11 protein-coding genes are annotated in these 12,340 nt (G+C 62.8%); 3 read left to right on the top strand and 8 right to left on the bottom strand.

What is annotated here, in order from left to right; translation table 11 throughout:
• Window positions 1–120 precede the first annotated feature (120 nt).
• Both BMW89_RS18930 and BMW89_RS18925 read right to left on the bottom strand, forming a co-directional pair.
• Complete coding sequence (locus BMW89_RS18930) at window positions 121–513, bottom strand: RidA family protein (RefSeq protein WP_092028478.1); 393 nt, start codon at window positions 511–513, stop codon at window positions 121–123.
• 102 nt (window positions 514–615) lie between these two features.
• Window positions 616–831, bottom strand: a complete 216-nt coding sequence (locus BMW89_RS18925) for a hypothetical protein (protein WP_092028477.1) — start codon at window positions 829–831, stop codon at window positions 616–618.
• A 313-nt stretch (window positions 832–1,144) separates the two neighbouring features.
• Between BMW89_RS18925 and BMW89_RS18920 the strand changes: the two genes are divergently transcribed.
• Window positions 1,145–2,749, top strand: a complete 1,605-nt coding sequence (locus BMW89_RS18920; RefSeq protein WP_143062786.1) for a hypothetical protein — start codon at window positions 1,145–1,147, stop codon at window positions 2,747–2,749.
• Window positions 2,750–2,786: 37 nt separating this feature from the next.
• On the opposite strand, the gene BMW89_RS18915 is transcribed toward BMW89_RS18920, so the two are convergent.
• The gene (locus tag BMW89_RS18915; protein WP_092028475.1) at window positions 2,787–3,665 is read right to left on the bottom strand and encodes a beta-keto acid cleavage family enzyme; all 879 of its coding nucleotides are present in this window, start codon (window positions 3,663–3,665) and stop codon (window positions 2,787–2,789) included.
• A gap of 105 nt (window positions 3,666–3,770) precedes the next feature.
• Here BMW89_RS18915 and BMW89_RS18910 point away from each other — a divergent pair, with 105 nt between their 5' ends.
• On the top strand, window positions 3,771–6,092 hold the full coding sequence (locus BMW89_RS18910; RefSeq protein ID WP_092028474.1) for a tetratricopeptide repeat protein: 2,322 nt from the start codon (window positions 3,771–3,773) through the stop codon (window positions 6,090–6,092).
• 1 nt (window position 6,093) lies between these two features.
• Here the strand turns inward: BMW89_RS18910 and BMW89_RS18905 are convergent, their stop codons facing one another.
• The 5 genes from BMW89_RS18905 to BMW89_RS18885 all read right to left on the bottom strand — a co-directional run bounded on the left by BMW89_RS18905 (window position 6,094) and on the right by BMW89_RS18885 (window position 11,704).
• Window positions 6,094–6,891: an outer membrane protein gene (locus tag BMW89_RS18905; protein ID WP_177196151.1), complete on the bottom strand. Its 798-nt coding sequence runs from the start codon at window positions 6,889–6,891 to the stop codon at window positions 6,094–6,096.
• A 149-nt stretch (window positions 6,892–7,040) separates the two neighbouring features.
• On the bottom strand, window positions 7,041–8,270 hold the full coding sequence (locus tag BMW89_RS18900) for a CaiB/BaiF CoA transferase family protein (RefSeq protein ID WP_092028472.1): 1,230 nt from the start codon (window positions 8,268–8,270) through the stop codon (window positions 7,041–7,043).
• Window positions 8,271–8,453: 183 nt separating this feature from the next.
• A complete protein-coding gene (locus BMW89_RS18895; RefSeq protein ID WP_092028471.1) occupies window positions 8,454–9,659 on the bottom strand; it encodes an MFS transporter in 1,206 nt (401 codons plus the stop codon).
• Between the two features lie 261 nt (window positions 9,660–9,920).
• Window positions 9,921–11,255: a PQQ-dependent sugar dehydrogenase gene (locus BMW89_RS18890; protein WP_092028470.1), complete on the bottom strand. Its 1,335-nt coding sequence runs from the start codon at window positions 11,253–11,255 to the stop codon at window positions 9,921–9,923.
• Window positions 11,252–11,704, bottom strand: coding sequence for a DUF2231 domain-containing protein (locus BMW89_RS18885; protein ID WP_092028469.1), 453 nt, complete (start codon window positions 11,702–11,704; stop codon window positions 11,252–11,254). The genes BMW89_RS18890 and BMW89_RS18885 overlap by 4 nt, the downstream gene beginning before the upstream one ends.
• A 229-nt stretch (window positions 11,705–11,933) precedes the next feature.
• Here BMW89_RS18885 and BMW89_RS18880 point away from each other — a divergent pair, with 229 nt between their 5' ends.
• The gene (locus tag BMW89_RS18880) at window positions 11,934–12,257 is read left to right on the top strand and encodes an autotransporter domain-containing protein (protein WP_092028468.1); all 324 of its coding nucleotides are present in this window, start codon (window positions 11,934–11,936) and stop codon (window positions 12,255–12,257) included.
• Window positions 12,258–12,340 lie beyond the last annotated feature (83 nt).

Genomic DNA, 12,340 nt, shown 5'->3' with positions numbered 1-12,340 from the left:
CTTTCTGAGTCTCGACAACCAGAAAGTACCGGCTTCATGCCGGTTAAACCGGGCATGCTCCGCGGCATAGTGAATCATTCCCCGGACAGCCCTGCCGCAAGCGGGGCGAGGTAAGAGCCCTCACATCATCGCGATGCAATCGATCTCGACGTCGAAGGGGCCGAACCATTCCGGCGTCACGACGAAGATCCGCGCCGGCGGATCGACCGGGAAATAGCGCGCATAGACCGCGTTGAAGATGGCGAAGTGTTTTGTCGACGTGCAGTAGACGTTGCACTTCATGACGTTGTCGAGGCTCGCGCCGGCGGTCGCCAGGCACAGCTTCATCTGCTCCATGATGAGCTCGCTCTGACGCTCGATCGGCATTCCCCCGATGTCGCCCGTCTCCGGGTCGAAGGGTGGGAGCCCGGCGACAAAGATCATGTTGCCGGCGCGCGTCACCGGCGAGGTCGGCGCCTTCACGCGATCGAGCCAGGACGAGATCGGTTCGACGCGGAGCGCTTCGCGTTTCATGGGCGGCCACCTTCGATTCAAGCGAGAGTGATGCCTGACTACATCATAATGCAGCCAACATGCTTCGCTTCTGATCGAAGTGTGGTCGTCGTGGTGGCGCGACTACGCCCGCTGCGGCATCTCCTCGGCCTCTTCCTTGGCGAGCAGCAGCAGCATCTCGATGCCCATCTCACCTTCCTGCGGCGAGCGGATGAATTTTATTTCGTCGGCGCTTTGCCGCAGTGCGGCAATGATCGCGACAGCCTGATTGGCGGTCGACGCCTCGGTTGCCAGAATTGCCTTCTGGTCCTTGGCCTGAAACCCGATCGTATAGGACATCCACTTTGTCTCCCCGACTTAAGTGGAGAGATCGAATCTGAGTCGCGCACGAAGCGGAAGCCTGTGCGAGTACGGACCGTGTTTATCTGGGGATTGCACGCAAGCCTCGCGCAAGGCCACGCCAGCGTCACACTGCATTCGCGACACTTGCACCTACGCTAACATGGCCGCCGAATAGCGAGACTTGCGCCACCAAGGGGAATTCGGCCCGCTCGGTACCGAAGCCGGACCAGATCGCGCGTAACAGCAAGTACGATGGGGTTGTATTCTACTCCGAAAATTATCTTTGATTGTCGTGCACTCGCTGTCTAGGATGGAGACCATTGAAGTTTCGATTTTTCTTCCTCCCGCTTTGAGTATTTCGATGCCGAAATTTTCCATCGCACAGATTCCGTGGCGGAAGATCGGCCAAATCCTTGTGGTTTTGGTCGTTTTCATCGCTGCCTCGACCTTCCTCCTGGTCTGGCTCGGGCCAGAACCAAGCCAGACCAACGTTATCGAGGAGTGGAATGCCACTATCAGCAAGCTCGGCATCGATCCGGTCTTCCCGCCCGAAGAGGACGTTGCCGTCGGCGACATCTACGCGGTCCTCGACGACAGTGAGAACGGACAGCCATCGCGCACAGCTCTGGCGCTGCGGTCGATCAAACTGACCCATCAGGATCTCACGGCCGACATTGAGAAGACCTACCGGCAATCGTACCAGTTCCCGAATACCAGTCCTCGCCCATCCGACCAGACTCAGCCTTGGGATCAGATGCCCAATCAAAATGGGATACTGACCCATCCCGAGAAGCGCACGACGCTACCCATTGCGGCATTTCCGGGCTTTACGATCAAGCAACAGAGTGGCTTCAGTGGCGGTTTGCTCGGCTGGCTTTCGACCACGTTCGGATTCAAATCGGACAGCGGAATAGAGCTCAACATTCCGGTTGCCGAGACGTACGGGATTCCGAGCATCGAGGCCGTCGGAGAGCTTGAGCAGTTTTGCTCGGACAGGAACGATCCCAATCGTTGCACGGACGAAACCTTGCGGAGACATCTCGCTTTCGTGACGCCGCGCGCGTTCGACTTAAAGCCAAAAGACAGCAACGACGTGTTGGCTGCGGATGCAGCCGCACCGTTGTCATCGGCGAGCAGTCCATATCGGTATCCGCTGCAAATCGTCCTTGTTAACCGCGTCTATCTCGCGCGCTACATCGACCAGAGGACCCACCGGTCACGTTCCGGCGAGTCCGGAATTGGGGGCGCCGACGGAGCCGCCAGGGTCGAGAAAGCTGCGGGTACCGACACAGCTTCGACCGAAACCCCGCCCGGACGGACGGCACGCAATGAGACGGCGCTCAAGATAGAGACTTCGGATGGGCAGTCGCTCAAGCAGACTTTTCTCCGCCCAGTTGCAATCGGCTATCGCGCGGTGAAACGAATCCCAAAGGAGAATGTCATCGATCCGAAGACCGACACCAATCGGGTCAAGGTTGCGGCCTCAGAGAAGGTCGACGCATGCTATAAGGGACTGGGAGATTGCAGTCGCGCAGAGCTTGGATCGGTGCCGCCACTTGCGATCAACACGGCCCAAGCGACCGGCGGCCTCAAGCAGGATAACAACGATCCTAAGCGCTTCCGCCTCTATCTCCATACAGCTAAGCAGCCCGAAGACGTCGTCAACAAGGTCAAAGAGGCGCTGATAAAGGCGGGCTATGCCGTGCAGGGGTCCGAGCCTGATGCAGACGCGGAGGGTGGCGCAGGAATCGACTATTTCAGCGAAGGCGACAGTATCGGTGCCGCCAATGTCGCCAAGATCGTTTCCAGCACATTCGGCGGACCAGAGCAGAGGTCCGTCGTGCCGCCCCGTCGCCAGAAAGTGTACAATCCAATTGGCGTCCTCGGAATCTGGCTTCCCGAATTCAAATCATAGCGCATCCCGTCGAGCAGACCTTCGGCCGTGCCTTGCCTCAGGCAAGCCCCAGCATCGCACGCGCGTCGGCCGCGGTCGCAACCGCAGCGCCGAGGCTCTGCAAAATGCCTGCGGCATGCGTGACCAGCTCGGCATTGGTCTTGGCCAGCACGCCCTTCGACATAAAGAGATTGTCCTCCATGCCGACGCGGACGTGGCCGCCGAGCAAAAAGGCTTGCGCGACCATCGGGAATTCGGCGCGGCCGATGCCGAAGCCGGACCAGATCGCGCCCGGCGGCAGCAGGCTGCGGGCATAAAACATCGTCTCCGGCGTGGCGGAGAAGCCGTACTTCACCCCGAGCACGAGCGAGAACAGGCCCGGCCCCTTCAGCGAGCCGTCGGCGAGCATGTCGCGCGCCAGATGGCAGTCGCCGGAATCGAACAGCTCGATCTCCGGCAGCACGCCCACCGCCTTCATACGCTCGGCCATGATGCGGACATTGCGCGGCGTGTTGATCACGACCTCGCCGCCGGAATTCATGGTGTTGAGGTCCAGCGTGCAGATGTCGGGCTTGAGCAGCTCGATATGCTCGACGCGCTTCTCGGGCTGAATCAGCGTGGTGCCTGCTGCGGCGACGCGGGGATCCTCGATCGAGGGCACGAAGCGCCCGCCGGGGCCGGTGGTGAGGTTGATGACGAGGCTCTTGTTGCGGGCGCGGATCAACTCCACCAGCTCGCGGTAGAGGTCGACCGACATCGAGGGCCGCCCCGTCGCGGGATCGCGCACATGGATGTGGGCGATGGCGGCGCCGGCTTCAGCGGCCTCCAGCGCCGAGGTCGCGATCTGCTCGGGCGTGATCGGGAGATATGGCGACTGCTCGGGCTTTGTCAGGTTGCCCGTGATCGCGCAGGTGATGATGGTCTTGCCTGAAGTCATCGATGACGCTCCGCCCTCTGCTGTTGCTACATCCATATACTGATTTCGGATGAGGCGTCAGGGGCACCTTGCTGCCCGTCGAGGTGCAGCCTAGAACAATCGGCGATGCCTCCGCCGACAGGTCAACCGCAGTTGTTGTTCCAGCAGGCCGCGCTTGCCCACGATCAGGGACGCGCGTGGGAAGCCGAGCGGCTCTATCAGGCCGTCCTTGCAGCGGACGCGCGGCATTCCGGCGCGCTGCTGCGCCTGGGCATGCTGCGGCTGGATCAACGCCGGCTCACGGATGCAGAGCTCTTGTTCCGCCGTGCCATCAAGGCCGACAAGCGTTCGGCTGAGGCGCATCAACTCCTCGGCTTTGCCCTGACCGGGCTGGAGCAGCTCGACGAGGCGGTCCGGTGCTATGAGAAGGCCATCGCCTTGCGGCCCGGCCTTGCCGAAGCGCACAACAATCTCGGCTACGCTTTGCAGCGCCTCGATCGATTGAGCGACGCGACCGTGCGCTACCGAAAGGCCATCTCGCTTCGCCTCGATTACGCCGAGGCCCACAACAATCTCGGCAATGCCCTTCACCTGCAGAATCAATCCGGGAAAGCCATCCCGCATTACCGGAAGGCGATCGAGATCAACGCCGGCTACGCTGAAGCCCATTGGAATCTCGGAACCGCGCTGCGGGCTACAGGGCAATTGGGGGACGCCGTGAACGCCTACGCCAAGGCAATCGCGATCCGGCCGGACTATGCGGAGGCCCACAACAGCCTCGGCAACACACTCCGCGCGCTCGGCCGGCGCGAGGACGCGGTCGCATCGTACGAGAAGGCAATTGCGATCAAGCCCGAATACCTCGAAGCCCTGATCAATCTTGGCGACACTCTGTTCGGGCTGAATCGCGAGGACGCCGCGATCTCGTCCTATGACCGTGCGCTCGCGATCAGTCCGGAGAACGCCGACGTCCTGTGCCGGCGCGGCGACGCGCTGGCCCGGCTGCGGCGGGACGCGGACGCGATCGCCAGTTTCGAGAAGGCGCTGGCGATCGATCTCGATCACGATCTTGCCTTCGATGGGCTGGCGCGGACCGCGCTGGCGAGCTGCGACTGGACGCGCACGGTGCCGCTGCGAGCCGAGGCGGCCAAGCACGTCGCCGGCGGACGTTTCTTCGATGCATTCAGCTTTCTCAGCTTCAGCGACGATGCAGAGCAGCAGCTCGCCTGCGCCAGGGAGTATATCCGGCACCAGGCCCCCGTGCGCCCGCCCCCGCTCTGGCGCGGCGGCCTCTGGCGCAACGACAGGATCGGGATCGCCTATGTCGCCAGCGGCTTTCACGATCATCCGACCGCTTATCTCACCGCCGAGCTGATCGAGTTGCACGACCGCGCGCGTTTCGAGGTGATTGGCGTCTCGCTCGGTCCGGACGACGGGAGCGACATCCGCGCCAGACTAAAAGCGGCTTTCGATCAGTTTCACGATGTGAGGGACAAGAGCGATCGGGACGTCGCCGCACTGATCAGCGACCTGAAAATCGACATCGCCGTCGATCGGAGCGGCTACACCGTCAATGCGCGACCAGCCATCTTCGCGGCACGGCCGGCTCCGATCCAGGTCAATTATATCGGCTTTCCCGGCAGCCTTGGCGCAGACTCCTACGATTACATCATCGGCGACGCGACAGTTCTTCCGCTGGACCAGCAGCCCTTCTACAGCGAGAACATCGTTCATCTTCCGGACTGCTATCTGCCGAATGATTCCAGGCGCCCGCGTGCCGCGCACGCGCCCACGCGCGAAGAAGCCGGCCTGCCTTCCGATGGCTTCGTCTTCTGCTGCTTCAACAACAGCTACAAGATCACGCCCGAGATCTTCGAGGTCTGGATGCGTCTGCTCAAGCAGGTCAGCGGCAGCGTCTTGTGGCTGTATGCCGATCGCGCCAGCGCCGAGGTAAACCTCCGCCGGGCGGCCGCAGCGCACGGGATCGATCCGGCGCGCCTGGTGTTCGCGCGGCGCATGGCGCAGGGCGACCATCTGGCACGCCACCATCTGGCGGACCTCTTCCTGGACACCCTGCCCTACAACGCGCACACCACCGCAGCTGACGCCTTGTGGGCCGGTTTGCCGGTGGTCACGTGTCTTGGCAAATCTTTTGCCGGACGGGTCGCTGCGAGCCTGCTTCGCGCCGTCGGCGTGGCTGACCTCGTGGCGCCCGACCTCGGCGCCTATGAGCGTCTGGCCCTACGTTTCGCGTCCGAGCCAGCGTTGCTGGACACCACACGCGAGCGGCTGCAACGAAACCGATTGTCACAGCCGCTTTTTGACACTGACCGTTACCGCAGGAATCTCGAAGCCGCTTACCTCACAATGTGGGAGCGTTGGCAACGCGGCGACGCTCCCGCCGGTTTCACTGTTGCGCCCAGCGCTGACGATCCGGCGGTGGTTTGATTTAGGGCGTAAACAGCTTGTAGTTCACGCCGACCTTCACGGTGTGGGTGTCCTGACGGGCCGACGCGAGCGCATCGCGGGCATCGATGAATGTCAGCGCAACCGGATAGCTGCTGCCGTCTCTGCCGAAGTTGTAGTAATTATACTCGGTAAAGGCCGTCCAGTTCGGCAGGCTGGGCGAAAGCACCCATTCAAATCCGGCGCCGACCGTCCATCCGACGCGGACCTCTTGGGGATTCGTATCTCGACAGCCGTTGTAGAAAATGCAGTACGACGATCGGGTGAAATCCCAGCGATTGTTCTCGAATGCGGCGCCGCCCTTGACGTAGAACAATGCACGATTGTCCCAGGCCGTGATGCCCAGCCGAGCCGTGATGCTCGCGAGCCAGTCGGTTTTCACGCCGATCGTACCGGGAAACGGACCCGGAAAGATCCGATCCCAGGGATCGGCGACATCGCCGCTGAAATTGGTGCCGGCGATATCGCCCTGAAGTCCGACGACCCAGTTGCCCGAGACCTGGTAGTTGCAACCAAGCTGCCCGCCAAAGACTCCACTGCCGGAGTCCAGCCCGTTGGTGGTGGTGATCGCCGTACCGCCGGGACCGAAACTGAAATTCGAGGCCGAGACGTCGTGACGGCCCCAGCCGAATCCGACATGCGCGCCGACGTAGCATCCGGTCCAGCTATAGACCGGTGCCGCAATTCGCGGCGCCTTGAGCTGGATATCGGCTGCGTCTGCGCCGCCAGCGACGACAAGAGCAATCTGCGAAACGGCAGCGAGTAGAATTCGTGTCTTCACGATGTCTCCGTTCGAGCTTGTTGCTGCGCTCTTCGAGACCTACACGGAGGCGCCGGAATCCGGCGTCCTCCGATCGAATGATTTCAGGCAATTTCGTCAGGCTGTTGCAGAATTGCACCGTGAGGAGCAACCCACCCAGCAGCGCGAAGCTAGATGATTCCCTGCTGCTTCAGCTCCTCGATCTTCCCCGCATCATAGCCGAGCTTGCCGGCGAGCACTTCCTTTGTGTGCTCGCCGAGCAGCGGCGGGGCGCGGTAAGTCTCGATCGGGGTGCCCGATAGGGTCAGCGCGTTGCGGATCAGCGACAGATCCGGCTCGAAGGGATGATCCACCTTCACCCGCATGCCGCGCGACTGGACGTGCGGATCGGCAAACACCTGCTCGAAATTGTTGATCGGGCCCGAGGGCACGCCGGCCTCCTCGAGCTTGTCCAGCCAATAGGCCACCGGTTGCTTCAGGAACAGGCCGGCGAAGATCGCCATGATCTCCTTGCCGTGCACGACGCGGTCGTTGTTCTTGATGAAGCGGGGATCGTTCGCGAGTTCCGGCTCGCCAAGCACGGCGCAGGTCTTTCGGAACTGGCCGTCATTGCCGACCACCAGCATCAGTTCGCCGTCGGTGCAGCGGAATACGCCGGCGGGCATACCGCCATTGCCCCAGGTGCCGCGGCGTGGCGGCGTCTTGCCATTGACGAGGTAGATCTGGAGCCAGTGCGACAACGATGCGATGACGGTGTCGAACAGGCAGACGTCGATGTGCTGGCCCTGCCCGTCATTGGCATCGCGATGGTAGAGCGCCGAGAGAATGCCGATCGAGGTGTTCATGCCGGTCATGTAGTCGACGATCGACGGGCCGACCTTCATCGGGCCCTCGCCCGGCTCGCCGTCGATATGGCCGGTGACGCTCATCAGGCCGCCCATCGCCTGGAGAATCGCGTCATAGCCGGCGCGCGGGGCGTAAGGGCCGGTCTGACCAAAACCGGTCACCGAGCAATAGACGATGCCGGGGTTGATCGCCTTGATGGTCTCGTAGTCGAGGCCATAGCGCTTGAGATCGCCGACCTTGTAGTTCTCCATGAAGACGTCGACGTCCTTGGCGAGCTCCCGGATGATCGCCTGCCCCTCGGGCTTGGCGATGTTGACGGTGACCGACTTCTTGTTGCGGTTGGCGCAGAGGTAGAACGAGTTGTTGTTGTTCGCCTTGCCCTCGGGGTCGGTCAGGTAAGGCGGGCCGAAGGCGCGCGCATCGTCGCCGGTGCCCGGCCGCTCGATCTTGATCACATCCGCGCCGAGATCGCCCAGCATCTGGGCCGACAGGGGCCCGGCAAGGACGCGGGTGAGGTCAAGAATCTTGATGCCTGAGAGCGGCAGGGCCGACATGTCGATTTCCTCCGGGGAACGGGATCTTAGAACTCATCTTGGCGCGGCGGCGAAATCGCGGACCGCGCTCCCTGCGGATACACTATTTCAGGGCTGTGAGCACTGCACTGCGGGCATACGGGTATCCCCTGCCCGGCGGCAGGATCGGCCGTCGATGTCGAATTCCGCGCCGCGAATATCGCCTCAGGTCACAGCCGCCGCCGCGGTGCCCGGTCGCCGGCGACCAAGCATGAGCAGGATCAGCACCGTCGCGCAGGAAAACACGAATGTCAGGCCCAGCGCGCCGCGGCTGCCAAACTCGGTGAGCAGAGCGGCCAGCAGCGGCGGCGAGATCGCCGAGGCCAGATTGAGCGGCAATGCGATCATCGACATCGCCTTGGCGAATTCGGCCTGGTCGTAGAACACCAGCGGGATCGTCGCCCGCGCCACCGCCATCGCGCCGCTGCCGGCGCCGTAGAGCAGAATGAAGACCGCGACCGCCCAGGTCGCGCCTTCGCTCGTCATCAGCAGCAACATGGCCACCGGCAGCGCCGTGCCGGCGACGAGTCCTGTCGTGATTCCGTCCCACCGCCCGCCGCCAAGAAAATCGAGCCCGCGGGCGCCGACCTGGATCACGCCCAGCATCGAGCCAAAGGCAAGCGCCTGCGCCGGCGCCAGCCCCTCGGCCCGCAACAGCTCGATCAGAATGGCGCCGATGCCGAAATTGACGAAGGCGTTCATCGTGATCACACAGACCACGAGACCGAAGGTGCTTCTCGGAATCGCGGGCGGCGGCACGGCTTTGACCGGCTCGCCGCGATCATCCGTGGCAATTTTCCGGCGCGGCGCGAGAAATGCATAAAGTGGAAGGTTGATGGCGAGCATCATCGCCGCATAGACGAGGCAGGTCCCGCGCCAACCGAGCAGACCACTAAGGAACGACGTGGCTGGCCAGAAGATGCTGCTCGACAGGCCCGTCACCAGCATCAGCCCGCCAATGGCATTCTTGGCCCCACGCCCGGCGACCTCGTTCAGCATGATATAGGCGCCGGTCGACAAGGTGGCGCTGCCACCCATGCCGAGAATGACCCAGCCGGCGAAATAGAGCATTGGCTCACGCGCGAAGAACAGGACGATGTAGCCCGGCACGGCAACGACCGTACCCACCATCATCACCTTGCGCGCGCCGTGCCGCGCAAAGGCTCTGGCGAGCCAGGGCGCGCACAGACCCATGGTGACATAAAGTACCGAACTGCCCGCGAACACCGCCGGCAGGCTCAGGCCCAGATCGGCTCCGAGGTCGCGGCCGATGACGGCCGGAAGGCCGATCGTGCCCCATCCGATGAGTTGCGTGATCGCGAGCACCAGCAGGACCCCGATGAGCCTGCTGTCAGATTTCAGAAACCGCATTCCAGTCGTCGCCCGCCCGGCAGGCGCGGATCACGCCAGCAAGACCTGTATTACCCGCAGACTCAGCCCACGGGCATGTCGGTTCCGAATAGCACAACGGCGTCAGCCGCAGGGCGGCTGCGCCGAGTCAGCAGCCGGCAGCAGTGGATTCGTCCGCCGGTGTCCTAGCCCCCGAGCGCCGTCTCGCCCGCTTCACGGCCGGGCACGCTCGATTGCATATTGAGCCAGGCCCATCGTCCCTCTCCTCGGGTTCTCCGTTATCTATCGCTGCGTCAGCTGCGGGTGCAATGAGCTCACCCGCCAAACCGTATTGCCGCTGTCGTCGGCGACCAGCAGCGCTCCGGTCTTGTCGATGGCGACCCCGACGGGGCGGCCGCGCGCCTGATTGTCGCTGTTCAGAAAGCCGGTGACGACGTCCTGCGCCGGACCGCTCGGCTTGCCGTCCGTGAACGGCACGAACACGACCTTGTAGCCGTTCAAGACCTGCCTATTCCAACTGCCGTGCTCGCCGACGAAGGCGCCACTACGATAGGCGCCCGGCAGGCTGGTGCCGGTGGAGAACGCCATTCCAAGCGGCGCGACATGCGAGCTCAGCGCATAATCAGGCACGATCGCCTTGGCGACGAGGTCCGGCCGCTCCGGCTTGACGCGGGGATCGACGTGCTGGCCGTAATAGCTGTAAGGCCAGCCATAGAAGCCGCCGTCCTTCACCGACGTCATGTAGTCCGGCACGAGATCGGGGCCGAGCTCGTCGCGCTCGTTCACCACCGTCCACAGCGCGCCGCCCTGCGGTTCAAAACTGAGGCCGTTCGGATTGCGCAGGCCGCTCGCAAAAATGCGCCAGCGGCCGCTGGCGCGATCGACCTCGAGAATGTCAGCGCGATTGTGCTCGGCCTCCATCCCGTTCTCGGTGATGTTGCTGTTGGAGCCGACGCCGGCATAGAGCTTTGAACCGTCGGGGCTCGCGACGAGGCTCTTGGTCCAGTGATGATCAATCGGCCCGCCCGGCAGCGGCGTCAGCACCGTGCCCGGGGCGGTGATTTTGGTATCGCCTTCGGTGTAGGGATATCTGACGATCGCGTCGGTGTTGGCGACATAGAGATCGTTGCCGACCAACGCGACACCGAACGGTGAATTGAGATGGTCGAGGAAGACGCTCTGCGTATCCGGCACTCCGTCGCCATTGCTGTCGCGCAGAAGCGTGATGCGATTGCTCTCACCGGTATCGCCGCCGGACGTCGCCCAGGATTCGACAAAACCCATCACGATTTCCTTGGGCCGCTTGATCGCGGCGCCCTTCGGCGCCTTGGATTCCACCACCAGCACGTCGCCGTTGGGAAGAACATAGAGCGAGCGCGGGTGCTGCAGGCCGGTGGCGAACGCCTTGGCCTGCAAGCCCTGCGCAACGGTCGGCGTCTCGTCCGTCTTCCAACCAACGATGCGCGCGATGTGCATCGGCGGCAGCAGATATTGCTGGATATCGGGCAACTTTGGATTGGCGCCGATCTGCGCCTTCGGGTCACCGCTACCATCATCGCAGCCCGCGAGACACAAGAGCGATGAGCACAGCAATGCGCGAGCAAATAGAGACATCATCGCGCAACTCCCACACGGTGGCGGTACACCAGCGCCCAGCCGAGCCAACCGGTGACAGGCAGGATCAGCACGGTGATCGCCGAAAGGACGAGCCCGGTCGGCCATACCGAGGTCCAGGCATCACGCGTGTGGATCAGCGCGTTGAAGAACGCCAGGATCAGCGCCACGGCGCTGCCGACCAGATGGGGCCACGCCGGCGCCTGTTCCCGTACCAACCGGTTGCCGAGGAAATCGGTCAGGCCCGCAATCGCCGCGAGCACGCCGAAGATGACGCCGACGATCAGAAGCCAGGCAGAGAAATTGGCCCACATGATCTCGGCAGTGACGGTGTAGGCGATGTCGGTCAGCAATGCTCCGATGAAGCACGCGATCGGAATCGGCACCAACATTGGATGAATTGGATGGTTTGCGATTTGCGCTGTGGATTGCACGCGCACAGCTTCTTGCACGGTTGGCCTCGTGTGACGTTTTCGCCCACCCAATCGGCCAACTCGATGCTCAAACCGATGGTTCCTAACCGATTTGGACACTCTCCTGTGTGCGATGACAGATGGAAACAGCCCGCGCCGGTTCCCCACCTCTCAAGAAGCGCATCCAATGGCTGGGCGAACCGATGATCTCGCGCGCAAAATTTCTGAAATGCCGAAATAAACCGCTTCCAAGGGGGCAACGAAGTGGATGGTGTCGAGCGGCCTGACCGGCACCTATCGAGGCTTCGGCCTGCTGATCGAACCCTCTGCACGCGTTTACGCGCTATGGGAGCGCGAGAACGCCTATACCGACTCGCTCGGCGCGCTCCAGACCGCACGCGACTTCTCGACCGGACGCGCCAGCACCGGCCTCAAGATCTCCTATCCCATTGCATGGTCATCGACGATCGCGCTGGCGCCCTATGTCGGCATGTATGGCGATTATTACTTCAGCTCTGACAATGCCACCGCAGCTTTGGCGGCGTCCGGACTTCCGGGCGCAGTCGTGCTCGACGGCTTTTCGGCGGGATGACCGCCAGATTCGGCAATGGGAGCACGATCGCGCTCGGCGCCGAATTCAGCGGCATCGGCGGTAATGCCAGTGTCTGGACCTAT

The sequence above is a fragment of the Bradyrhizobium sp. OK095 genome (genome assembly GCF_900109945.1).
Classification (GTDB): Bacteria; Pseudomonadota; Alphaproteobacteria; order Rhizobiales; family Xanthobacteraceae; genus Bradyrhizobium.
The sequence above is the reverse complement of the archived record's forward strand: the minus strand, read 5'-3'. Positions and strand labels throughout refer to the sequence as shown.

What these genes read in the sequence shown, in the direction of transcription:
- BMW89_RS18930 (WP_092028478.1), bottom strand. Translation starts at nt 513, where the DNA reads ATGAAACGCGAAGCGCTCCGCGTCGAACCGATCTCGTCCTGGCTCGAT.
- BMW89_RS18925 (WP_092028477.1), bottom strand. Translation starts at nt 831, where the DNA reads ATGTCCTATACGATCGGGTTTCAGGCCAAGGACCAGAAGGCAATTCTG.
- BMW89_RS18920 (WP_143062786.1), top strand. Translation starts at nt 1,145, where the DNA reads ATGGAGACCATTGAAGTTTCGATTTTTCTTCCTCCCGCTTTGAGTATT.
- BMW89_RS18915 (WP_092028475.1), bottom strand. Translation starts at nt 3,665, where the DNA reads ATGACTTCAGGCAAGACCATCATCACCTGCGCGATCACGGGCAACCTG.
- BMW89_RS18910 (WP_092028474.1), top strand. Translation starts at nt 3,771, where the DNA reads ATGCCTCCGCCGACAGGTCAACCGCAGTTGTTGTTCCAGCAGGCCGCG.
- BMW89_RS18900 (WP_092028472.1), bottom strand. Translation starts at nt 8,270, where the DNA reads ATGTCGGCCCTGCCGCTCTCAGGCATCAAGATTCTTGACCTCACCCGC.
- BMW89_RS18895 (WP_092028471.1), bottom strand. Translation starts at nt 9,659, where the DNA reads ATGCGGTTTCTGAAATCTGACAGCAGGCTCATCGGGGTCCTGCTGGTG.
- BMW89_RS18890 (WP_092028470.1), bottom strand. Translation starts at nt 11,255, where the DNA reads ATGATGTCTCTATTTGCTCGCGCATTGCTGTGCTCATCGCTCTTGTGT.
- BMW89_RS18880 (WP_092028468.1), top strand. Translation starts at nt 11,934, where the DNA reads ATGGTGTCGAGCGGCCTGACCGGCACCTATCGAGGCTTCGGCCTGCTG.